The sequence below is a fragment of the Rhodopseudomonas sp. BAL398 genome, assembly GCF_033001325.1.
Taxonomy (GTDB): domain Bacteria; phylum Pseudomonadota; class Alphaproteobacteria; order Rhizobiales; family Xanthobacteraceae; genus JARJEH01.
Map to the genome: position 1 here is coordinate 4,798,637 of NZ_CP133111.1, position 18,904 is coordinate 4,817,540.

Here is an 18,904-nt window from a genome sequence, read left to right on the forward strand (position 1 = left end):
AGTTCGCGTTGCGTCGTGTCGCGAGATTCCGGGTTCGCTCGCAGCTGTCGCTGCTCGCGCCCCGGAATGACGGGCGATTGAAGAATCCGCTCAGTTCAAATGCTCAGGCGAAATATCGGTCCAGCACGCCGCGATAGATCGCGGTCAGCTGCTCGAGATCCGAGACGGGCACGCGTTCGTCGACCTTGTGCATGGTCTGGCCGACCAGGCCGAATTCGATCACCGGGCAATAATTCTTGATGAAGCGCGCGTCCGAGGTGCCGCCGCCGGTGTTGAGCTCGGGCTTGCGGCCGGTGACCTGTTCGATCGCCGCCACGACGATATCGGTAAAGCCGCCGGGCTTGGTGACGAAGGCGTCGGCGTTCGACGGCTGCCAGTCGATCCGGGCGCGGATGCGGTTGCCGGCGGCCTGTTGGAGCCGCAGCTCGATCAGGATCCGCAGCGAATCGGCGGTGTGGTGGTCGTTGAAGCGGATGTTGAATCGGGCGCGCGCCTGCGCCGGGATCACATTGCCGGCCGGGTTGCCGACATCGACCGAGGTGAATTCCAGATTGGATGGCTGGAATTGCGGCGTGCCGGCATCGAGCGGCTCGCCGTTCAAGGCCACGATCAAGGCGGCGATATCGGGCACCGGATTGGATGCGCGATGCGGATAGGCGACGTGGCCCTGCACACCGTCGACGATCAGCGTGCCGGACAGCGAGCCGCGGCGGCCGATCTTGATGGTGTCGCCGAGCGTCTCGACATTGCTGGGCTCGCCGACGATGCAGTGATCGAATGTTTCGCCGCGCGCCGCCGCCCATTGCAGCAGCTTGATCGTGCCGTTGACCGCGACGTCTTCCTCGTCGCCGGTGATCAGGAACGAGATCGAGCCTTTTGGTTTGCCGTCATGCGTCGCGAGAAAATCCAGCGCGGCGGCGACCGCGCAGGCGATGCCGCCCTTCATGTCGACCGCGCCGCGGCCATAGAGCTGCCCGTCGGCGACGTCGCCCGAGAAGGCGCCATGGCTCCACGCCGCCTCGTCGCCGGGCGGCACCACGTCGGTATGGCCGGCAAAGCACAGATGCGGCGCGCTGTCGCCGATGCGCGCATAGAGATTGTCGATGTCGGCGGCGCCGGGCTCGGAGAAGGTCACGCGGTGGCAATCAAAGCCGGCATCGCCCAGCAGCCGCTCCAGCACGCCCAGCGCGCCGGCATCCGCCGGCGTCACCGAGGGGCAACGCAGCAGGTCTTGGGCGATGCTGAGCGCGTCGGGCGGCATCAGTCGCGCAGCAATTCGTTGATGCTGGTCTTGGAACGGGTGCGTTCGTCGACGCGCTTGACGATCACCGCGCAGGCGGTCGAAGGGCCGGGCTGACCGTTCTTCAACGGTCGGCCGGGCAGGTTGCCGGGCACCAGCACGGCATATTCGGGCACTTCGCCGACAAAGATCTCGCCGCTGTCGCGGTCGATGATCTTGGTCGAGGCGCCGAGGAATACGCCCATCGCCAGCACCGCGCCCTTGCGCACGATGACGCCCTCGGCCACTTCCGAGCGCGCGCCGATGAAGCAATCATCCTCGATGATGACAGGACCGGCCTGCAGCGGCTCCAGCACGCCGCCAATGCCGACGCCGCCGGAAATATGCACCCGCTTGCCGATCTGGGCGCAGGAGCCGACCGTCGACCAGGTGTCGATCATGGTGGCCTCGTCCACATAGGCGCCGAGATTGACGAAGGACGGCATCAGCACCACGTTTTTGGCGATGAAGGCCGAGCGCCGCACGATGGCGCCGGGCACGGCGCGGAACGCGGCCTCGCGAAACCGGTTCTCGCCCCAGCCGTTGAATTTCGACGGCACCTTGTCCCACCACGACGCGCCGTCGGGACCGCCCGAGATCGCGCTCATGTCGTTGAGCCGGAAGCTCAGCAGCACCGCCTTTTTCAGCCATTGATTGACCTTCCAGGCGCCGGACGCGTCACGCTCGGCGACCCGGGCCTCGCCCTTGTCGAGCAGGTCGAGCGCGGACTCGACGGCGTCGCGGACCTCGCCCTTGGTGGCGGCGCTGACGCTGTCGCGCGCGTCGAAGGCGGTGTTGATGGTGGTTTCGAGTGCGGTCAGCGACATCGGGTTTCCTTGCGGCGGCTAGGTTAGGCGGCGATTTGCGGCGTTTGGCGAGGCTTTTGTCGGGATTTGGCCGGGGAGAGTCAAGCAGTGCCTCTCAAAGACGCGTGCGTGCCCCGGATGCTGCGCAGCGCGCCGCTCTTGGCGGCGTGGTGCGCTGCTGATCCGGGGCCCCGGTGTCCGGCGTCTAAACCGGGATCCCGGTTCTGCGAAGCGGCACTGCGTGCCGCATCGCGCCCGGGACACGCTATCGGCTTGTATTCAATGCCGCCAGAAAACCGGTCAGATCGTCGGTGACATGATCGACATGGGCGGCGTCGCGGCCTTCCAGCTCCCAGTCCTCGCGCACTACCTCCTCGCTGCCATCGGGCACCACCAGCACCGTGGTCATGCCGAGCTCATATGGCACGCTGAGATTGCGGGCGAGGTCCTCGAACATCGCGGCCTTCTGGGGATCGACGCCGTGCAGCGTGAGAAAGCGCTGATAGGTCTGCGGCGCCGGCTTCGGCTCCAGCTCGGCGGCGACGATGTCGAACACCGCCTCGAATTGTTCGACGATGCCGAGCCGCGCCAGCACCTTGCCGGCGTGATCGGCCGAGCCGTTGGTGAGGATCAGCTTGCGGCCGGGCAGCGCGGCGATCGCCACGCCCATTGCCGGGTTGGGCTGCAGCGGCGAGTGATCGATCTGATGGACATAGGCCAGAAAATCGTCGGCACGGACGCCGTGCTCGGTCATCATGCCGCGCATGCTGGTGCCGTAGCGCTTGTAATAATCCTTCTGAATCAGGCGCGCCTCGGCGGGCGGAATCTTCAGGAAATTGCCGATGAACTCGCCGATCCGCAGATCGACCTGCTGCCACAGATTGACGTGATGCGGGTACAGCGTGTTGTCGAGGTCGAACACCCAGGTGTCGACATGATCGAAGCCGCGGGCCTGTCTGGTTTTAATTGTCATGGTTCTTTCTTCACCTCTTCCCATGGGAGAGGGGGCGCGCAGTGCGAGGGACGGCGACTAGGCACTCTGTCAAGATCATGGCGATTTAAAGCGCAGCGTGTTGCCGCCGCCGGACAGGTCGACCGGGGCGAAGCCGGTGGCGGTCAGGCCGCGCGCGGCGCAATCGTCCTGCTCGTTGATCTCGAATTTGCTCTGGCGGGTGCACAGCATGGTGGTGCCGCCCCAGTTCAGCGGCTTGCCCCTGATCTCGAGCGCGCGGGCCTTGTCGTCGACCGCCTCGGCGAAGCTGAAGACGCGTTTCGGCTGGCCGGTCACGTCGGGATGCAGGCAGGCGCCAGGCGCGATCCCGTACCAGCCGCGGCTGACCACGGTCTTGCCGTCGTCGCTGGCGACCGCCGCCATGATCTTGTACGGCGTGTCGTTGCACCAGGTCAGCCCGCTCGGCGACGGCGCCTGCACCGCCTTGATCATCGCCGCGAACAGATCGGGGCTCTGCACGATCTCCGGCGAAAGCCCGCTGCTTTTGAGGAATGCCGCCAGGGCCGCCTGCGTCTTCGGCCCGTCGACGCCGTCGATCGGGGCGGCGTCGTAACCGGCGATCACCAATAGCCGCTGGATGCCGGCGAGCTTGGCCTGTTCGTCGTCATATTCGCCGGCCTCGGCCAGATAGGCCACCTGGTCGCCGTCTTCGTTCTCGGTCGGCCGAACCTCGGTGAACGGCGCCAGCGCCTGGGTGCCGCGGCACTGCCGCGCGGCGGCGATCACGAAATTGCCCTCGGCGACGCAAAGCCGGTCGGTGCCGTTCTGCGGCACCGGCGAGGCGCCATAGACGCCGAGCGAGCGGGCATGCAGCAGCAGCCGGTCGGCGCCGAGCGTGCCCTGCACCACAACGCGGCATTGCGCCGGATCGAGCCGGAACCAGCCGCGGGTCGCGGTGGTGGCCTTGACGTCGATTCCGATCGCGACCTCGACCACATAGCTCATGCGATTGCACAGCTTGAGGTCGGCACGGGCGGGGGCGGCGGCAAGCGTCAGCGTCAGCAGCGCTGCGCCGAGTCGCGGCCAAGCCGCCATCATCGCACCCACGGTCCACCCCCGTCATTGCGAGGAGCGAAGCGACGAAGCAATCCAGGGGCTCCGTGCTCGGCGCCCTGGATTGCTTCGCTTCGCTCGCAATGACGCCGAAGCGCGGGTTTTGCGCGTTCTCCGCCCCTCATCACTTGTAGATCAGCGTGCCGGTGCCCTGGTTGGTGAACAATTCGAGCAGCACCGCGTGCGGGATCTTGCCGTCGATGATGACGACGCCTTCGACGCCCTGTTCCAGCGAATAGATGCAGGTCTCGACCTTGGGGATCATGCCGCCCGAAATGGTGCCGTCGGCGATCAGTTTTCGCGCGTCCTTGATCGACAGCTCGGGGATCAGCTTCTTCGACTTGTCGAGCACGCCCGGCACGTCGGTCAAGAGCAGCAGCCGCTTGGCCTTCAGCGCGCCGGCCACCGCACCCGCGAAGGTGTCGGCGTTGACATTGAAGGTCTGGCCGGTCGCCGAGGTCGCCAGCGGCGCCAGCACCGGAATCAGTTCGTGGCCGATCAGCTGGTTGAGCAGGGTCAAATCGACCCGCTCCGGCTCGCCGACAAAGCCGAGATCGACGACCTGTTCGATCCGCGAATCCGGGTCGACCATGGTGCGCGTCGCCTTGACGGCGCTGACCATGTTGCCGTCCTTGCCGCACAACCCGACCGCCTTGCCGCCGGCCTCGTTGATATAGCCGACCAGCTGCTTGTTGATCGAACCGGCCAGCACCATCTCGACGATTTCGATGGTGGCGGCGTCGGTGATGCGCAGGCCGGCGGCGAATTCCGATTTGATGCCGAGGCGTTTCAGCATCTGGGCGATCTGCGGTCCGCCGCCATGCACCACCACAGGATTGACCGCGGTCTGCTCCATCAGCACGATATCGCGGGCGAATGCCTTGGCGGTGGCCTCGTCGCCCATGGCATGGCCGCCATATTTGATGACGATGGTTTCCTCGTCGTAGCGCTGCATATGCGGCAACGCCTCGGACAGGATGCGGGCCTGATCGAGCGGGCTGATGACATAGGGCGCGTCGGTCATGAGGCGGGTCTCGCGATTCGGTGGGCCATTTCAAGCGGGCACAGCGCTAGCATTTCGCAGCCGGCGATCCTAGTGGCGCGGCGTTCGGGGCCATAGCGCCGCGACCGCCAGCATCAGCCAGCTGGCGATCAGGAGGGTGCCACCGGTCGGCGCCGCCATCGGAAACAGGCTGTGGCCGGCGAATTGCCGCAGGCTGAGATCGCCGGCGAATAAAGCAGTTCCGGCCGCGAAGCCGAACGCCGCCGCCAGGCCGGGAATTCGCCGCGTCACGCCGCGCTCGCACAGCAGCACCGCGGCGGCAATCGCGCAGGCGTGAAACAGCAGCATGGTCGAAGCCGAGCCGAGCCGCGCGGCGTCCGGCAGATGCGCGGACGCGGCGGCCAGCGCCACGCCGGCGGCGCCGAACAAGCCGGCCAGCACCACCAGAGCGCGAAACACCCGGTCCATCAGGCGCGCTCGTCGAGCAGCCGGATCATCGCGGCGCGCAATTCCGCCATCCCGGCGCCGGTGCGCGAGGAGGTCAGCAGCAATTCGGGAAACGCCGCCGGATGGGTTTTCAGCGCCGCCAGCGTCGCTTCGACGCGCTCCTGAAGTTCGGCGGGCTTGACCTGGTCGGCCTTGGTCAGCACCACCTGGTAGCTGACCGCGGCCATGTCCAGCGTCTTCAGGATGTCGAGATCGACATCCTTGAGGCCGTGGCGGGAATCGATCAGCAGATAGACCCGCGCCAGCGAGCTGCGGCCCTGCAGAAAATTGTGAATCAGCGAGGTCCAGGATTTCACCTTGGCCTTCGGCGCCGAGGCGTAGCCATAGCCCGGCATGTCGACCAGCCGGAAGCCGGCGTCCTGCGGGCCCTCGAAGAAGATCAGCTCCTGGGTGCGGCCCGGCGTATGCGAGGTCCGCGCCAGCGCGTTGCGGCCGGTCAAAGCGTTGATCAGGCTCGACTTGCCGACATTGGAGCGGCCGGCGAACGCCACCTCCATGCCGGCCATCGGCGGCAGGGTCTCGATCGAGGGCGAGGCCCAGATGAATTGCCAGTCGCCGGCAAAGATCTTGCGCCCCCGTTCGATCAGCTTCGCATCTAGGTCGGCATTCATGCGAGCGCTTTCAATTGGTGATGAGCGATAAGGCGGGAATTGTCCTGCCTCCCGCCGTCCGTCATTCCGGGGCGCGAACAGCGAAGCTGCGAGCGAACCCGGAATCTCGCCCAAGGTGCGCGTCGCAAGATTCCGGGCTCGCTCGCAAGTGCTCGCGCCCCGGAATGACCAGGGCGCGATTGTCGAAGCGGAGCTACGTCGTTTTTTTCGAACCCCTAAAGGTCGATTTCAGATTGTCGAACAGTTCGACCTTCACGCCGTTGCGCCGCATGATGAAGCCCTGCTGCAGCACCGACAGGGTGTTGTTCCAGGCCCAATAGATCACCAGACCGGCCGGGAACGACGCCAGCATGAAGGTGAAGATCACCGGCATCCAGGCGAAGATCATCTTCTGGGTCGGATCCGGCGGCGCCGGGTTGAGCTGCATCTGCACCCACATGGTGACGCCCATCACCAGCGGCCAGGCGCCGAGCGCCAGATAATGGCCGAGCACCGGAACCAGGGTGGGGTCGAACGGCAGCAGACCGAACAGGTTGAACAGATTGGTCGGGTCGTGCGCGGACAGATCCTGGATCCAGCCGAAGAACGGCGCGTGGCGCATTTCGATGGTGACGAACAGGACCTTGTAGAGCGAGAAGAACACCGGGATCTGCAGCAGCACCGGCAGACAGCCGGCGACCGGGTTGATCTTCTCCTTCTTGTAGATCTCCATCATCTCCTGCTGCTGCTTGGCCTTGTCGTCCGGATTGCGTTCCTTCAACGCGGCCAATTGCGGCTGGATCGCCTTCATCTTCGCCATCGAGGCGTAGGACTTGTTGGCCAGCGGCAGGAACAGCAGCTTGACGATCACCGTCACCAGCAGGATGGCGACGCCGAAATTGCCGACCAGATGGTAGAAGAAGTCGAGTGCCAGGAACATCGGCTTGGTGATGAAGTAGAACCAGCCCCAGTCGATCAGCAGGTCGAAATGGTTGAGGCCGAGTTGCTGGTTGTAGCCGCCGAGGCCGGCAAAGGGGAAATTGATGCCGACGACGCGGGCTTCCTTGGCGCCGGCGAACAGCCGCGCATTGGCCGAGCCGGTACCGCCGATCGCGACGGTCTGCGGATCCTGCAGATAATCGGCCTGGTAGGTGTGGACGGCGCCGGCCAGGTTCGACGAGAATCGCGCCTGCAGCTGCGCGCTATTGTCCGGCAGCAGCGCCGAAGCCCAGTATTTGTCGGTGATGCCGAGCCAGCCATTGGTGACCTTGAAGCTCACCGACTTGGCCTCGTCGATCTTCTTGTAGGGGAATTCCTGCAGGCCCTGGTCGCCGAGATAGCCGAGCAGGCCCTCGTGAAGGATGTAATAGCCGGCGGTATGCGGCGTGCCGTGGCGGGAGATCAGAGCGAACGGATACAGCGTCACCGGCGCGGTGCCGAGATTGGTGACGTCGTCCTTGACGCTGAACAGATAGCGCTCGTCGACCGAAATGGTGCGGCGGAAGGTCAGACCCTCGCCATTGTCATATTTCAGTGTCACCGGATGCGACGGCGTCAGGCTGCCAGAGCCTTCCTGCTGCCAGACCGTGTTCTGGTCCGGAACCTTGGTTGCCGCGCCGCTCGCCGCGACCCAGCCGAATTCGGCGTAATACGGGTTCGCGGTGCCGGACGGCGAGAACAATTCGATCGCCGGCGAGGTCGGATCCACGGTCTCGCGGAACTTGACCAGCGAGACATCGTCGATCCGCGCGCCCTTCAGCGCGATGCTGCCGCTGACAGTCGGAGTCTCGATCTTGATGCGCGGGCCGGCGGCCAGCATCTGTTCGCGGCTCACGACCGGGGCAGCGGAGGCCGGCTCGGCGGGGGCGATGGCGTTCGCTGGCGGGGATGCCGTGCCGGATTGCAGCTGGTCGGGTGTTGCGGCCGGCGCGGCGCCGGACTGCGGCGCCGGCGTCGTCGACTGGATCTGCGCCTGCTTGGCGGCGCGCTGCTTTTCCATCTGCGGAATATTGAAGAAATATTGCCAGCCGAGCAGGACAAGGCCCGACAGGATGACAGCGAGAATGGTGTTGCGATTATCGGTCATCGGTCAGGTCTCGTCATTCAGTTCGGATTTGGCGCCCGCCGCGCGATGCGGCCGAGGGCGGAACGGAGATCGTCGAGCATGATATCAAAGTCGCGGCTCAGCGCCGCACGACGGCCGACTAGCACATAATCGCTATGGGGTCGCATGGATACGCCATCGACGTGCTCCACCAACGCGCGAAGCCGGCGGCGAATGCGGTTGCGCTCGGGAGCGTTGCCGACTTTTTTGGTCACGGTGAAGCCGACCCGGACCGGGCCGTCATCGTCGCGGCACCGGCCCTGGACCACGAAGGCAGGAGCGCTCATCCGCAGCCCTTTGGCAACGGCGATAAAGTCCGCCCGCTGCCTTAACCGATCCATGAGGAGATCTCGGTGAGGCCCGTTCAGGCGCTCAGACGCTTGCGACCGCGGGCGCGACGTGCCGCCAAGACCTTACGGCCACCGACCGTCGCAAGACGGGCGCGAAAACCGTGGCGGCGCTTGCGCACCAGTTTGCTGGGTTGATAAGTCCGCTTCACGGGCCGTTCTCCGCTGACCGGGCAAGTTCGCCGATAAAACCGGGCAAGTTCGCCGATAAATGAGGTAAGTCCGCCGATGCTGACTCACATTTGAGCCATTCACGGCTCAAAAATGAACCGCCCCGGTCGAACCGGGCCATCGCGGACAGTTGGCGCGGCTTATACGGGAGCGACCTGTTTTCGTCAATCATGGCCGACACCGCATTTGTGCAACCGCAAAACGGCGCATTCGCGGCGCAGAATGCCGATTGCGGGCGGCTCTCACGGCGCGGCGGGCGCAGATGAGGAAACGGTAATTTGACGGTTCCCGTGCTAGGGCGCATTCTGAGCGAGCAATCTGCGCGCGAGTGGTGAGACAGGGCAGCGACGACGTGGCAGCAGCCGAGCAACAGCACCAGGCAAAGCCGGCGCGAACGCGACCGGAGCCGCGGATCGGTCTGTCCGGCAAGCTCCTGCTGCTGACGATTCCGTTGGTGCTGATCGCCGAAATCCTGATTTACGTGCCCTCGATCGCCAATTTCCGGATCAACCGGCTGAATGACCGACTGGCTGCGGCCAATACCGCGGCGCTGGTGCTGGACGCCTCGCCCACCGGGCTGGTGCCGGATTCGCTGGCGCGACAGATTCTGACCAGCATCGACGCGCGCGCGGTGGCCATCAAGATGGGCAAGCAGCGCCGGCTGCTGGCCAGCGCCAATCTGCCGTCGACCATCGACCACCATGTCGACATGCGCGACGTGACGCCCTGGTCGGCGATCGTGGATTCTTTCGTGGTCATGCTGGAGAGCGGCAACCAGACGATCAGGGTGATCGGGCCGGCCGAAGGCGGCGGCCAGTTCATCGAGGTCGTGATCGACGAATTGCCGCTGCGTCAGGCGATGTACCGGTTTTCCAGCAATCTGCTGCTGGTGTCGCTGACCATCACCAGCCTGACCACGGCGCTGATCTATCTGGCGCTGCACTTTTTGTTCGTCCGCCCGATGCGCCGCCTGACCGCCAATATGGTCAATTTCCGCAAGAATCCGGAAAGCCCGGCGGGTATTATGGTGCCCGGGCCGCGCGGTGACGAGATCGGGCTCGCCGAGCACGAATTGTCCGACATGCAGCGCGATCTGGTGTCGATGCTGCATCAGAAGAGCCGGCTCGCAGCGCTCGGGCTGGCGGTGTCGAAGATCAATCACGATCTGCGCAATCTTTTGGCCTCGTCGCAATTGCTGTCGGACCAGCTGTCCAGCGTGCCGGATCCAAGGGTGCAGCGGTTCGCGCCGAAATTGATGCGCTCGCTGGAGCGCGCGATCGCGTTCTGCCAGTCGACGCTGTCCTATGGCCGCGCCCAGGAGGCCGCCCCGGATCGGCGGATGCTGTTGATCGAGCCGGTGGTCAATGAGGTGCGCGAGACCGCGGGGCTGGCGGCCGACGCCTCGATCACCTGGATCTCCTCGATCGAGCGCGGCCTGACCATCGACGCCGACCCCGACCAGCTGTTTCGCGTGCTGCTCAATCTGGTGCGCAACGCCGCGCAGGCGCTGGAAAACCATCCGCGCGGCGAGGCCGCCCCGCAGCAGATCCGAATCACCGGACGTCGCGAGGGCTCGGTCACGGTCATCGAGGTCTCCGACACCGGCCCCGGGGTTCCGCAAAAGGCCCGCGACCATCTGTTCGAGGCGTTCCACGGCTCGGTCCGGGCCGGCGGCACCGGCCTCGGTCTGGCGATCGCCGCCGAGCTGGTTCGTGCCCATGGCGGCGACATTAATCTGGTGGATGGCACGCTGGGGGCGACGTTCCGCTTCTCGATCCCCGACCGTCCGGTCGACCTGCACAGCCTGCGTGCCGAGCGGGCCCGGGCATAGGTCGGGTCGAAACGCAAAGCGACGCTTGCCAAGCCGAAGCGGAGCCGCTAGCTATGGCGCGCTTTCGCGGCTTGGTCGTCGCGCAACGCAAGCGGCTTTCGCGGGTCCTTCCCGCGACGCCACGCCAAACGCGCCCGTAGCTCAGCTGGATAGAGCACTAGACTACGAATCTAGGGGTCAGGAGTTCGAATCTCTTCGGGCGCGCCAGCACTATCAACCGCTTATGGTTGTCGAAAGCTCTCAAATCTGGCGCCGTCGCCAACAGCCGCTATCAGCGCGGCTTCAGTTCACATCTGGCGGCAGCCCGGGAATTTGATGCTCAACGGCGTGCCGGCGATCTGCAATTGCCGAGCTGCTAATCATCGCGCTGGTCTGCGCCTTTCCGATCGAATCGGACGCCGACCAGTCGCGTTTCCAAAGCACACCGACAGCACACCGACGACATCGATGGCCCGTTGAGGCAAGTGCCAGGCCCCGAGCCCGACAATTCACCCCTGCGTGGGCTTGGCAGTCGCCGCGGCTTCCCAGCCCGGTTCGACCGGGACGATGTACCAGGTGGTCAAGACGACCTTTGAAAACAGCCAACGGCCGTTCTCCCTGACATATTCATCGTCGAAGCGGCCGCCGACCATCAGGCTCTTGCCGTCGCGGACGGGACGCCCGTCGAGATGGCTGTAGCCCGTGCCGCGGTCGCCGTCGATTGCGACGACATGCGCGTGAATGAACTGACGCGCCCATTTGATCGGGAAATTGATGAAGAAGCTTCGTATTTCCTCCCGGCCGGTGACAAAGGGGCGGCCGCCATAGGAAACGGTGGCATTCTCCGAGAACAGATCGGCCAATTCAGTCACCCGGTCCTGATTGACGTATTCGTGGTAGGTGCAACGCAGCGTTCGTATCGCTTCCCGATCGTCATGTTCGGCCAGACGCCGCTCGAGCGCCTCGATCCTGGTCCGCAGGTCAAGGTCATTGTCGGAATTGCTCATGTTCGCTCCGTTTTCATCATGAGGTCGTCGGGCTCGTGGTGCTGATCATCACCGATGATCGCGTGAAGCCGCTCCTCCAAGCGCAGCCGGATCTCCGGGTGCGGAAGGATGTAGAATTCATCGTCGTAAATAGCCTGCATCGTTATGCTGGCGATGTCGGCGGCGCTGACATTGGCGGCTTCCATCCCGGCTCTGACGCGCCGATCGAACGCTGCGGTGTCCGGGTTCGTGGCGGCCAGATGTGCGGGGCGATGCCTGTCGGAATCGGCGATGGCGGTCTTGACCAGCGCCGGACATAATACGTTGACCTTCAGTCGCGAGCCGGCCGCCGCCAGGTCCTTCAAGAGACACTCGGACAAAGCCACCACGGCGTGCTTGCTCGCGCAGTAAACGCCGGATCCCGCGACAGAGCCCAATCCCGCCGCCGAGGAGGTGTTGACGATATGGCCGTCCTCGCCCGCCGCGATCATCCGCGGCACGAAGCTTCGAATGCCGTGGGCGACGCCCAGGAGATTGACGCCTAGCACCCATTTCCAGTCTTCGGGGGTGGCGGACCAGACCGGGCCCAGCACCGCGACGCCGGCGTTGTTGAAGAGCAGGTGGACGCTGCCGAACTCGCCAAAGGCCAGATCGGCGAGGCTCTGAACGGCCTCGAAGCTGGACACGTCGCAATGCGTCGTGCGCACCGCGACATCGCCGGGCATCAGATCCTTGGTGGCCGACAACCCGTCGACATCGACGTCGGCGAGAACGAGCTTCATGCCACGCCTGGCACAGGCAACAGCCAATTCGCGACCGATGCCACTCGCCGCCCCGGTCACAACGGCGACCTTTCCGGTGAATTGCTTCATGCCGCGGTGACCCCGCCGTCCACGGTGAACACCGATCCGGTGATATAACTGGAGGCCGCGGAGGCCAGCAGAAGGCTGACGCCGGCAATCTCGCGCGGCATCGCAATCCGACCCATCGGGACGATCGCTTCGAGCGGCTTCGACGCGGCCTCGTCCAGCAGGCGGCCGGTGCCGAGCGCCGTCCTGAAGAAGCCGGGTGCGATCGCGTTGCCCTGAACGTCGAACGGCGCCATTTCGAGAGCGGTCTGCCTCACAAGGTTCACCACCGCGGCCTTCGAAGCCGCATATGCATATCCGACGGCCGACGCTCCGCGTAATCCTCCCACGGATGCGGTGACCACGATCCGACCGTGGCGCTGCGCCTTCATGTGTCGCGCGGCGGCCTGCATGGTCGCGAATGCACCGGTCTGGTTCGTCGCGATAACCTCGTTCCATGCGGCCAGATCGATGTTTTCGATCTGGCCGTTGGGCCGGAGAAATCCGGCCCCGGCGCTTATTCCGGCATTCGCGAACACGACGTCGAGCCGGCCCTTGCGCTGGACGACGCCATCCACCAGCCGGCGAATAGCGGCGGGATCCGCGATATCAACCACCGCGGTCTCGGCCCCGGGAATGACCTCCTCGCTGACCCTCTTCATCTCCTTCTCGTTTCGGTCGACGAGAATCAGGTCGGCCCCGTTGGCCGCCATCGTCTCGGCGATGGTCAGGCCGAGCCCGCTCGCAGCGCCAGTGACGATGGTGACAAGCCCCTTAACGCAGAAGAGCCGCTCGGCCGACAAGGAATGGATTTCGTCTTTCATACGCTGAACCGCCTTTGCATGCGCTGGATTTCAGATGCGCCAATCGCGCGTCGCGGACGAGAAGCGTTCGGGCCTCTGATCGCGGCGCAGCCTCTCGCCGGGCCGTTCAGTTTCTGGTGCGTGCGGCCATTTCTTGAACGCGTCCTCGGCCAGTTCCTTCGACGCGCGCTCTCTCCCAACCCAACGTCAACCGCAATTGATGAGCGACTTTGTCGCAAGAGCGACAATTGCCGCACAAAAAAAACCTAGCGTCGCGCCGAAAGATCCGACCTGTGCGGAAGGATCGACCAACAACAAGCGAACGAATCGGCGCCGCTGGCCGCGAGGGCGTCGTCGGGATGGGGGGATGAGATGACGGCAACCGAGGCAACCAATGGTCTGGCCGCGGCTTCAGGCCAGGAACGAGACAGTACGGCCCGGCTGTTTGCGAAGATCAGCTGGCGTCTGCTGCCGTTCCTGATGCTGTGCTACGTCGTCGCCTTTCTCGATCGCATCAATATCGGATTTGCCAAGCTTCAAATGAAGCAGACGCTGCCGTTCAGCGACGCCACCTATGGCATCGGCGCCGGCATTTTCTTCATCGGCTACATGTTGTTCGAGGTCCCCAGCAATCTCCTGCTGGACCGGATCGGCGTCCGCAAGACGATGCTGAGGATCATGTTTGCCTGGGGCATCGTGTCCGCCGCGATGGCGCTGGTCCAGACGCCCGCTCAATTCTACGTCGCGCGGGTCCTGCTCGGCGTCTTTGAGGCCGGCTTTCTTCCTGGCGTGCTTCTCTATCTGACCTATTGGTATCCGCCGATGAGGCGCGGCCAGGTGCTGGCCACTTTCATGTCAGCGACGGCGATCGCTCCGCTTCTGGCCGGGCCGATCTGCGGGGCGACGCTGAAGTATCTCGACGGCTTCGGAGGGCTGCATGGATGGCAATGGCTTTTCATTTCCCAGGGCGTGCCGGCCTCGCTTCTGGGCATCGCCGCCTATTTCTACCTTCAGGACAAGCCGAAGGATGTGTCCTGGCTGACAGCCGGAGAGAAGTCCGCACTTCTGGTTCAGCTCGAGCAAGATCCTCCCGCGGTCGAGACCTCTTCGCATAGCGGGTTCTGGCAAATGGCATCGGATCCCAAGATCTACGCCCTGGTGCTGGTCGACATTCTGCTGATTGGATCGAACTACACGATGGTGTTCTCGATCCCGTCGATGATCAAGAGTTGGGGTATTTCCGATTTGTTTCACGTCGGATTGCTGTCGACCTTGCCGCAGATCGCAGGCCTGATCGGCATGATCGTGGTTGGCCGGCATTCCGACAAGCATCGCGAGCGACGGTGGCACTATGCCTCGTGTGTTGCCGTGGCCGCTCTGGGGATGCTCGTCATGACTTTCGCGCAGGGCAACATCGTGTTGGCCGTGCTGGGCCTCACGATCGCAGGCGCCGGATTCATCTCCGCCGTTCCGCTGTTTGTCACGATCTGCACCGAGTATCTGTCGAAGGCGAGCATGGCCGGGGGAATTGCCTTCATCGCGGGGCTCGCTAATCTCGGACCAGCGGTCGCGCCGCCGGTCACCGGCTTCATCACCGCGACAACCGGCAATCACATCTACAGCAATTTGCTGGTCGTCGCGTTGTATCTGCTGTCCGGCACTCTGTTGCTGATCACATTGCGCAATTCGTCGTCGCGCGGCCGCTGAGCGCGGCGCGGGCCGGAGCGGCTGGAGAGCGGCCGGGCGCGGCCGGGATCATCCTGGCGCCGCCTCCTTGCCTCCGCGCCGCCAGGGATAGACATTTCGCCGCAGATTTGCGAGGTATCCGGGGAGGGTCGAGCGGGCAGGACCGCGGGTTCGGCGACCGCGCGAACCGCAAAGAGGACGAGCGGCGGCCTGTTGCCCAATCAGCGCTCCTTTTCGTGTGGCGACCAATGAACAAAGCGATCCTCCGGGCCGATCTGCGCAAGAACAAATGGTTTGCCGGCCTTGCACCGTCGCTGGCCGACAACATTCTCCGCCTCGGCCGTGTGCGAAACGTCCAAGATTCCCTGATTTTCTCGGCGACCGACAGTCCGGACGGATTGCTTGCCCTGATCTCCGGCCAGGTGCGCATGACCAGCTTCTCGCTGTCTGGAGATCCGTCCTTCCTCCTGGTCAGCTCGCCGGGGTCCTGGATCGGCACAACCTCCGCGCTTGACGGCCGCGCCTATGGCTACGACGCATTCGCCGTCGGCAAGACCGTCCTGTTTCACCTGAGCCAGGAGCGGTTCGATGCGCTCATCGGCGAAAGCACCGAGAACTATTCGGCCTTTGTCCGAATGATCTGCGGGCATTTGCGGGTTTCGATCCAGAACCTGGTCATCCCCCGCAATCGCCGCCCGCTTCACCGCCTCGCGCAGGAATTGTGGCGGCTTGCGGAGTGTCACGGCCGTCGGACCAAGAAGGGATTGGTCATCGATCTGCGCCTGTCCCAGGAGGATCTGGCGGTGATGATCGGCGTCGGCCGCCAAACCATCAATCGTTTGTTCAAAGGCCTCGAGGAGGATGGAATTGCGACGACGAAGTACACGTCCGTCACGATTCATGACCTGGCGGCGATTGAGCGCCTCAGCCTGAGCGAGGCCCTGGACGGCTAGGGTCTGTATTCAAACCCTCAAAGCGTGAGCGGCTCAAGCGAGGCTTCCGCCGATCTTTTCGGAGATCTGTCTGGCGGCCACCAGCAGGTGCATCTTGATGCTTTCGGTTTCCCGGGGCTGGATCTTCTCCTGGCGGAGCAGCGGGATGGTCAGGGCCGCGACGGCGCGTCCGGAGGATTCGAGGACGGGGCAGCTGAAGGCGCGCAGCCGGGGCGCGTGGCTCTCCTGCGGGAAATCGCCGCCGCTCGCCACCACCTTCGCCAGTCCGGCCAACACGGTTTTGAGCGAGGCGCGGTCATGCCTGGCGATCGCCTCCGCCAATTCCCTGCGACGGTCCTCCAGCTGGAAGGCCGCCAGAACCTTGGCCGATGCATAGTCCTGGGTCATCGGAAAGGTCGCCCCCAGCCGCACCGACCAGCCCATCTGCCACTCCGGATCCATCTGCGCGATGACCATGAACTGGTGGCTGCTCAGCACGGCCAGATGGCACGACAGCCCGGTCTGCGAGGTCAGTTTTTCCATCGCCGGGAGGGCCGCCTGTTGCAGGCGCTTGGTTGGCGGAAACTGTGCGGCGATCCTGAACAATTGCAGCGTCAGGGTGTATTCGGCCGTGATCGGATCGCGCAGTACATAGCCGCGCTCCTCGAGAACGCTCAGCATCCGAAAGATTTCGCCGACCGAGCGGCCCACGCGCTCGGCGATCTGCTTCTGGTTCAAACCACGGGATTCGGCGGCGAGCGCCTCGATCAGATCGAGTCCCTTCTCCAGCGCGGGAGCGCCTGGTCGCACCGTCGGATCTTTTCCAGCCATGCGGGCGTTCTAATGGGTCCGCCGGTGCGGATCAATCTTCCGCGCCGCGGAGTCTCGTCGCAAGGCCGCGCCGCCGAACAGCCGGCGGCCGCGGCAGTTCACGCCACGGTGCTGCCGGCGTCGACGGTCCATGCCGCGCCGTTGACGTGACGCGCGGCCGGCGAGAGCAGGAACGCGACGACATCGGCAACGCTGTCCGGCGAGCCGCAAGGCGCGGTGCCGCTGCGGCCAAAGCCGTTCGTCGTCTGACCGTCGAGCGCCTGCAGCATCCGCGACTCGATCGGCCCGGGGAGCACCGCGTTGATGCGGATCGCGGTGCCCGCGACGTCCAGGGCGGCGACCCGCGTCAGGCCGAGCACGGCATGTTTGCTGGCGACATATCCGGCGAGTCCGGTGCGCCCGCGGATCGCCGAGGTCGACGCGGTGTTGACGATGGCGCCTTCGCGGCGCGGCATCATTCTGGCGATCACGTGCTTCAGGCCGAGAAAGACGCCCTTGACGTTGACTTCAAGCAGGCGATCGAACGTCGCGTCGGGATAGTCCTGAATCGGCGCCACCACGCCCTCGATGCCGGCATTGTTGGCAAACGCGCCGATCGGCCCGAGCCTGCGCTCGACCTGGTCGACATAGGCCGCGGCCTCGGCCGGATCGGAGACGTCGGCACGAATGAAGATCGAGCGGCACCCGCGCTCGATCAGGCGCCGGGTCGTCTCGGCGCCATTGACCTCGTCGGTATCGACGATCGCAACGCCGGCCCAGTCTGCCGCGAGTTTCAGCGCGATCGACCGGCCGATGTCGCCGCCGCCGCCCGTGACCAGGGCGACGGCCTCGTTGCGGGAGGTTTTGCTCATGATTTCGAGAAGTCGCAGCCACCCTCGTCGAGCGGCCGCCACGCCTCGTCGGGCGGAATGGTCTTGATCACCTTGTAGTAATCCCACGGGTACTTCGATTCCGACGGCTTCTTGACCTCGAACAGATACATGTTGTGAAGCTTGCGGCCGTCGCTGCGAATCGTCCCCTTGCCAAATAGCGGATCGTCGGTGGGCAATTCCTTCATCTTGGCGATGACCGCCTTGCCGTCGGCCGAACTGCCGAGCGCGTCCACCGCGCGCAGATAGTGCAGCGTGGCGCTATAGACGCCGGCCTGGAGCGCGGTCGGATAGCGATCGCTGTTGCGCGGCGCGAATCGCTTGCTCCATGCGCGGGTGCCGTCGTTCAAATCCCAGTAGAACGATTCGGTGAATTGCAGTCCCTGGGCGATCGCAAGGCCGAGCGAATGCACGTCGCTGAGATAGAGCACGGTCGCCACGACGCGCTGGCCGCCGGCGCCGATCCCGAATTCCGCGGATTGCTTGATCGAGTTGATGGTGTCGCCCCCGGCATTGATCAACCCGACAACCTGAGCCTTCGAGGCTTGCGCCTGCAGCAGGAAGGAGGAGAAGTCCTGGGAATTGATCGGCGTGCGAACGCCGCCGACCACCGTTCCTCCGCTCTTCTTCAGCGCGTTCTTGATGTCCTGCTCCATGGCGTGGCCGAAGGCGTAGTCGACCGTCACGGTGAACCAGGTTTTGCCGCCGGATTCGACGACCGCCCGGGCAACGCCGGTGGCGAGCGCATAAGTGTCGTAGGTCCAATGGACGAGATTGGGCGAACAGGCCTTGCCGGTGAGGTCCGACGACGAGGCGCCGGTGACGAGCAGTGCCCGGTTCTTGGTCTGCACGATGTTGCGAACCGCCAGCGCGACCGACGAATTCGGCGCATCGATGATCGCATCGACGCCGTCGCGGTCGATCCATTCGCGCGCGATGCCGGCGGCGACGTCCGGCTTGTTGAGATGGTCGGCGCTGATGACCTCGATCGGGCGCGTCATCCGATGTGGGCCCGCCAGGAAGTCCTCGACCGCCATCTTCGCGGCGACCACCGATCCGGGGCCGGTGACATCGGCATAGAGGCTGGACATGTCGGTGAGGACGCCGAGCTTCAACGGCGGTTGCTCGGCGGCGGCGTTGCCGCCGAGGGCCAGCATCAGGCAGCCCAAGCCGCCGAGTAGCCACGCCCGATGCGTTGTCTTCCAGTTCAGCATGTTCGTTTCTCCCATTGTCGTGGTCTGATGCCACTGATTGCGTCGCCCGCCTG

Annotated in this window: 19 protein-coding genes and 1 tRNA gene; 4 read left to right on the top strand and 16 right to left on the bottom strand. The window is 64.7% G+C overall.

Translation table 11 applies throughout. The features are described from left to right. Nucleotides 1-103: 103 nt before the first annotated feature. From dapE to rpmH, 10 genes are all read right to left on the bottom strand, one after another. Nucleotides 104-1,261, bottom strand: a complete 1,158-nt coding sequence (gene dapE, locus RBJ75_RS22605) for a succinyl-diaminopimelate desuccinylase (RefSeq protein ID WP_044416917.1) — start codon at nucleotides 1,259-1,261, stop codon at nucleotides 104-106. Then, complete coding sequence (dapD, locus tag RBJ75_RS22610) at nucleotides 1,261-2,106, bottom strand: 2,3,4,5-tetrahydropyridine-2,6-dicarboxylate N-succinyltransferase (protein ID WP_044416919.1); 846 nt, start codon at nucleotides 2,104-2,106, stop codon at nucleotides 1,261-1,263. The genes dapE and dapD overlap by 1 nt, the downstream gene beginning before the upstream one ends. A gap of 244 nt (nucleotides 2,107-2,350) precedes the next feature. After that, the gene (locus tag RBJ75_RS22615) at nucleotides 2,351-3,058 is read right to left on the bottom strand and encodes a pyrimidine 5'-nucleotidase (protein WP_044412656.1); all 708 of its coding nucleotides are present in this window, start codon (nucleotides 3,056-3,058) and stop codon (nucleotides 2,351-2,353) included. A 75-nt stretch (nucleotides 3,059-3,133) separates the two neighbouring features. Next, complete coding sequence (locus RBJ75_RS22620) at nucleotides 3,134-4,132, bottom strand: DUF1036 domain-containing protein (RefSeq protein ID WP_411194532.1); 999 nt, start codon at nucleotides 4,130-4,132, stop codon at nucleotides 3,134-3,136. Nucleotides 4,133-4,274: 142 nt separating this feature from the next. After that, nucleotides 4,275-5,174, bottom strand: a complete 900-nt coding sequence (gene argB, locus RBJ75_RS22625) for an acetylglutamate kinase (RefSeq protein ID WP_044412648.1) — start codon at nucleotides 5,172-5,174, stop codon at nucleotides 4,275-4,277. A gap of 69 nt (nucleotides 5,175-5,243) precedes the next feature. After that, complete coding sequence (locus RBJ75_RS22630; RefSeq protein WP_044412646.1) at nucleotides 5,244-5,621, bottom strand: DUF423 domain-containing protein; 378 nt, start codon at nucleotides 5,619-5,621, stop codon at nucleotides 5,244-5,246. Beyond that, nucleotides 5,621-6,271, bottom strand: a complete 651-nt coding sequence (gene yihA, locus RBJ75_RS22635) for a ribosome biogenesis GTP-binding protein YihA/YsxC (RefSeq protein ID WP_044412644.1) — start codon at nucleotides 6,269-6,271, stop codon at nucleotides 5,621-5,623. Before yihA ends, RBJ75_RS22630 begins: the two co-directional genes overlap by 1 nt. A 193-nt stretch (nucleotides 6,272-6,464) precedes the next feature. Further along, the gene (gene yidC, locus RBJ75_RS22640; RefSeq protein WP_044412642.1) at nucleotides 6,465-8,336 is read right to left on the bottom strand and encodes a membrane protein insertase YidC; all 1,872 of its coding nucleotides are present in this window, start codon (nucleotides 8,334-8,336) and stop codon (nucleotides 6,465-6,467) included. Nucleotides 8,337-8,353: 17 nt separating this feature from the next. Beyond that, nucleotides 8,354-8,695 carry a ribonuclease P protein component gene (gene rnpA, locus RBJ75_RS22645; RefSeq protein WP_044412641.1) on the bottom strand — a complete coding sequence of 114 codons (342 nt, stop codon included), beginning with the start codon at nucleotides 8,693-8,695 and terminating at the stop codon, nucleotides 8,354-8,356. Between the two features lie 23 nt (nucleotides 8,696-8,718). Next, nucleotides 8,719-8,853: a 50S ribosomal protein L34 gene (gene rpmH, locus RBJ75_RS22650; RefSeq protein WP_011471298.1), complete on the bottom strand. Its 135-nt coding sequence runs from the start codon at nucleotides 8,851-8,853 to the stop codon at nucleotides 8,719-8,721. A gap of 371 nt (nucleotides 8,854-9,224) precedes the next feature. On the opposite strand from rpmH, the gene RBJ75_RS22655 reads away from it, so the two are divergent. Both RBJ75_RS22655 and RBJ75_RS22660 read left to right on the top strand, forming a co-directional pair. Then, the gene (locus RBJ75_RS22655) at nucleotides 9,225-10,703 is read left to right on the top strand and encodes an ATP-binding protein (protein ID WP_044412660.1); all 1,479 of its coding nucleotides are present in this window, start codon (nucleotides 9,225-9,227) and stop codon (nucleotides 10,701-10,703) included. Nucleotides 10,704-10,833: 130 nt separating this feature from the next. Next, a tRNA-Arg gene (locus tag RBJ75_RS22660) sits at nucleotides 10,834-10,910 on the top strand. A 281-nt stretch (nucleotides 10,911-11,191) separates the two neighbouring features. On the opposite strand, the gene RBJ75_RS22665 is transcribed toward RBJ75_RS22660, so the two are convergent. Genes RBJ75_RS22665 through RBJ75_RS22675 form a run of 3 tightly spaced genes read right to left on the bottom strand, consistent with a single transcriptional unit; the run spans nucleotide 11,192 to nucleotide 13,340 of the window. Further along, complete coding sequence (locus RBJ75_RS22665; RefSeq protein ID WP_044412639.1) at nucleotides 11,192-11,689, bottom strand: nuclear transport factor 2 family protein; 498 nt, start codon at nucleotides 11,687-11,689, stop codon at nucleotides 11,192-11,194. After that, the gene (locus RBJ75_RS22670) at nucleotides 11,686-12,540 is read right to left on the bottom strand and encodes an SDR family NAD(P)-dependent oxidoreductase (RefSeq protein WP_044412638.1); all 855 of its coding nucleotides are present in this window, start codon (nucleotides 12,538-12,540) and stop codon (nucleotides 11,686-11,688) included. Before RBJ75_RS22670 ends, RBJ75_RS22665 begins: the two co-directional genes overlap by 4 nt. Further along, nucleotides 12,537-13,340, bottom strand: coding sequence for an SDR family NAD(P)-dependent oxidoreductase (locus tag RBJ75_RS22675; RefSeq protein ID WP_044412636.1), 804 nt, complete (start codon nucleotides 13,338-13,340; stop codon nucleotides 12,537-12,539). The genes RBJ75_RS22670 and RBJ75_RS22675 overlap by 4 nt, the downstream gene beginning before the upstream one ends. 351 nt (nucleotides 13,341-13,691) lie before the next feature. Here RBJ75_RS22675 and RBJ75_RS22680 point away from each other — a divergent pair, with 351 nt between their 5' ends. Beyond that, nucleotides 13,692-15,026, top strand: a complete 1,335-nt coding sequence (locus RBJ75_RS22680) for an MFS transporter (protein ID WP_080901062.1) — start codon at nucleotides 13,692-13,694, stop codon at nucleotides 15,024-15,026. Nucleotides 15,027-15,253: 227 nt separating this feature from the next. Beyond that, on the top strand, nucleotides 15,254-15,958 hold the full coding sequence (locus tag RBJ75_RS22685; RefSeq protein ID WP_044412633.1) for a Crp/Fnr family transcriptional regulator: 705 nt from the start codon (nucleotides 15,254-15,256) through the stop codon (nucleotides 15,956-15,958). A 33-nt stretch (nucleotides 15,959-15,991) separates the two neighbouring features. Here the strand turns inward: RBJ75_RS22685 and RBJ75_RS22690 are convergent, their stop codons facing one another. The 3 genes from RBJ75_RS22690 to RBJ75_RS22700 all read right to left on the bottom strand — a co-directional run bounded on the left by RBJ75_RS22690 (nucleotide 15,992) and on the right by RBJ75_RS22700 (nucleotide 18,851). After that, complete coding sequence (locus RBJ75_RS22690) at nucleotides 15,992-16,768, bottom strand: IclR family transcriptional regulator (protein WP_052628953.1); 777 nt, start codon at nucleotides 16,766-16,768, stop codon at nucleotides 15,992-15,994. A 98-nt stretch (nucleotides 16,769-16,866) separates the two neighbouring features. After that, on the bottom strand, nucleotides 16,867-17,619 hold the full coding sequence (locus RBJ75_RS22695; protein ID WP_044412630.1) for an SDR family NAD(P)-dependent oxidoreductase: 753 nt from the start codon (nucleotides 17,617-17,619) through the stop codon (nucleotides 16,867-16,869). Then, nucleotides 17,616-18,851, bottom strand: a complete 1,236-nt coding sequence (locus RBJ75_RS22700; RefSeq protein ID WP_080901061.1) for an ABC transporter substrate-binding protein — start codon at nucleotides 18,849-18,851, stop codon at nucleotides 17,616-17,618. Before RBJ75_RS22700 ends, RBJ75_RS22695 begins: the two co-directional genes overlap by 4 nt. Between the last annotated feature and the right edge of the window lie 53 nt (nucleotides 18,852-18,904).

Bases quoted from the DNA above. Each gene is read 5' to 3' on its own strand.
- dapE (WP_044416917.1), bottom strand. From the start codon at position 1,261: ATGCCGCCCGACGCGCTCAGCATCGCCCAAGACCTGCTGCGTTGCCCC.
- dapD (WP_044416919.1), bottom strand. From the start codon at position 2,106: ATGTCGCTGACCGCACTCGAAACCACCATCAACACCGCCTTCGACGCG.
- RBJ75_RS22615 (WP_044412656.1), bottom strand. From the start codon at position 3,058: ATGACAATTAAAACCAGACAGGCCCGCGGCTTCGATCATGTCGACACC.
- RBJ75_RS22620 (WP_411194532.1), bottom strand. From the start codon at position 4,132: ATGGCGGCTTGGCCGCGACTCGGCGCAGCGCTGCTGACGCTGACGCTT.
- argB (WP_044412648.1), bottom strand. From the start codon at position 5,174: ATGACCGACGCGCCCTATGTCATCAGCCCGCTCGATCAGGCCCGCATC.
- RBJ75_RS22630 (WP_044412646.1), bottom strand. From the start codon at position 5,621: ATGGACCGGGTGTTTCGCGCTCTGGTGGTGCTGGCCGGCTTGTTCGGC.
- yihA (WP_044412644.1), bottom strand. From the start codon at position 6,271: ATGAATGCCGACCTAGATGCGAAGCTGATCGAACGGGGGCGCAAGATC.
- yidC (WP_044412642.1), bottom strand. From the start codon at position 8,336: ATGACCGATAATCGCAACACCATTCTCGCTGTCATCCTGTCGGGCCTT.
- rnpA (WP_044412641.1), bottom strand. From the start codon at position 8,695: ATGGATCGGTTAAGGCAGCGGGCGGACTTTATCGCCGTTGCCAAAGGG.
- RBJ75_RS22665 (WP_044412639.1), bottom strand. From the start codon at position 11,689: ATGAGCAATTCCGACAATGACCTTGACCTGCGGACCAGGATCGAGGCG.
- RBJ75_RS22670 (WP_044412638.1), bottom strand. From the start codon at position 12,540: ATGAAGCAATTCACCGGAAAGGTCGCCGTTGTGACCGGGGCGGCGAGT.
- RBJ75_RS22675 (WP_044412636.1), bottom strand. From the start codon at position 13,340: ATGAAAGACGAAATCCATTCCTTGTCGGCCGAGCGGCTCTTCTGCGTT.
- RBJ75_RS22680 (WP_080901062.1), top strand. From the start codon at position 13,692: ATGACGGCAACCGAGGCAACCAATGGTCTGGCCGCGGCTTCAGGCCAG.
- RBJ75_RS22685 (WP_044412633.1), top strand. From the start codon at position 15,254: ATGAACAAAGCGATCCTCCGGGCCGATCTGCGCAAGAACAAATGGTTT.
- RBJ75_RS22690 (WP_052628953.1), bottom strand. From the start codon at position 16,768: ATGGCTGGAAAAGATCCGACGGTGCGACCAGGCGCTCCCGCGCTGGAG.
- RBJ75_RS22695 (WP_044412630.1), bottom strand. From the start codon at position 17,619: ATGAGCAAAACCTCCCGCAACGAGGCCGTCGCCCTGGTCACGGGCGGC.
- RBJ75_RS22700 (WP_080901061.1), bottom strand. From the start codon at position 18,851: ATGCTGAACTGGAAGACAACGCATCGGGCGTGGCTACTCGGCGGCTTG.